The sequence below is a fragment of the Brevundimonas sp. CURTG3B2_SDJG genome (assembly GCF_057364705.1).
Genome location: NZ_JBNFOJ010000456.1, coordinates 1 through 1,500, shown reverse-complemented (window position 1 = coordinate 1,500; position 1,500 = coordinate 1). Strand labels below are relative to the sequence as shown.

Sequence of the window (1,500 nt, the reverse complement as noted above, 5' to 3'; positions counted from 1 at the left end):
GGCTCCGCCCGCCGGCAGGTCCAGCCAGCGGACGACGACGTCGCCGCCGGGGACGACGGCGACGGTGCGCATCGGCTCCGGACGCGGGCCCTCGATGGACAGGCTCCCGCGCTCCAGCACGAAGCCGCCCTGCCCGATCACGAGGAACGGCGCGGGGTCGGAGGCGAGCACGGGCAGCAGGATCAGGCGGACGGGCTTCATTCTTCGGGGGTCCATCGCTGGATGACGGTGCGCACGCCGCCGTCGGGACGGGCTTCGAGCAGGGCCGTGCGCACGGCCTGCCCGCCGCCGTAGTCGACGTCGATGCGGAGGTTGAAAAAGCGGGTCAGGACGGTGACCTGATCGCGGACTTCGTCAGGGACCTGGGCTCCGGCGAGGGCCGGCTGCTCCCAGAAGGCGGCCGTGCTCGCCCAGCCGTCGCGCGGACGCCGAGCGATCGCCGCCTTGGCCGCCGCGCCCTGAACCGCCCCGCCGGTCAGCATGACGATCAGGGGCGCGTCGGCTTCGGTCAGGGTGTTCACGTTCAGGGGCGACAGGGCGCTGGTCGGCAGGGCGCAGACGTAGGGGCGCAGCCGGCGGTAGGTGTCGGCGTCGACCCCTTTCACAGCGCGCAGCTCGCTGACCTCGGCCAGAAGGACGCCGCCGGTGCGGTAGGGCGTCGCCAGACCCGCATAGGCGCCGTCTCGGCGCCCAGCGGCAGCGAGACGGAATCGGCGTCCAGCCAATCCGTGAGCGCATCGGCGACGGCCCGCATCCGGCTGTCGGGCGCCCCGACCGCGCGGCCCAGCGCCAGGAACTGGGTCGCGCCCAGGGGCCGGGCGGTCAGGTCCTCGCCGACCCCCTGGACCACGCTGTTCAGGTTGAAACAGGCCTGGCCGTCGGTGACCACGGCGGACAGGGCCCCGCCCTCGATCGGGAAGGCGTAGCGGCGGCCGTTCCAGTCGGGCGTCAACGGCGTGCGCGCGGTCCGCCCGCATCAGGCGCCCCACCTGACGCCGCGCCAGGGCCTCGGCGCCCGAGGCGTACCACTGGGCCTGCGCCTGGGTCTCGGCGTTGGTCGCCCGCCGCACCGAGAAACGCACGTCGTCCAGCACGGCCACGGCGACGACCGACATCACCGCCACCAGCAGGAGCACTGTGAGCAGGGCCATGCCTTCGCGATTCCCGGGCCGGCGCACGCTCATCGGCCGCTCCCCACCAGGAACAGCTGGCTGACCGAGCCGTAGCCGTCCAGCGTCATGGTCACGCGCGCCGCGTCCGGCAGCGGCCGCTCGGGCGTGGGCAGGAAGGCGGGCGCCTCCTGCCGTCGCGGACGAAGGCGACGGTCGGGTCGCGGACGCCGCGGTACAGCACCTGCGGCGGACCGGGCCGGGCCCCGTCCACGATGGCTGGAGACGCGCCGCTCCAGCCGCCCCTCGACCAGGCGGTACTCGACCCTCTGGAGCGACGGCCGGGCCTGCTCTCCGGGATTGCTGGCCCCCGCGCGGATCAGGGTGAGGA

3 protein-coding genes and 1 pseudogene are annotated in these 1,500 nt (G+C 74.5%); all 4 read right to left on the bottom strand.

What is annotated here, in order from left to right; genetic code table 11:
* Nucleotides 1–201 (bottom strand): hypothetical protein (locus AC2W7C_RS17750; RefSeq protein WP_486002550.1); only part of this gene is annotated, 201 nt, incomplete at its 3' end.
* Entirely contained in the window at nt 198–521 is a 324-nt protein-coding gene (locus AC2W7C_RS17745; protein WP_486002551.1) for a type II secretion system protein GspK, read from the bottom strand. The genes AC2W7C_RS17750 and AC2W7C_RS17745, both read right to left, overlap by 4 nt.
* Before the next feature lie 81 nt (nt 522–602).
* A pseudogene (locus AC2W7C_RS17740) lies at nt 603–850 on the bottom strand (type II secretion system minor pseudopilin GspK); the annotation flags it as partial.
* A 330-nt stretch (nt 851–1,180) separates the two neighbouring features.
* A partial coding sequence (locus AC2W7C_RS17735; protein ID WP_486002549.1) for a type II secretion system protein GspJ occupies nt 1,181–1,500 on the bottom strand: 320 nt, incomplete at its 5' end.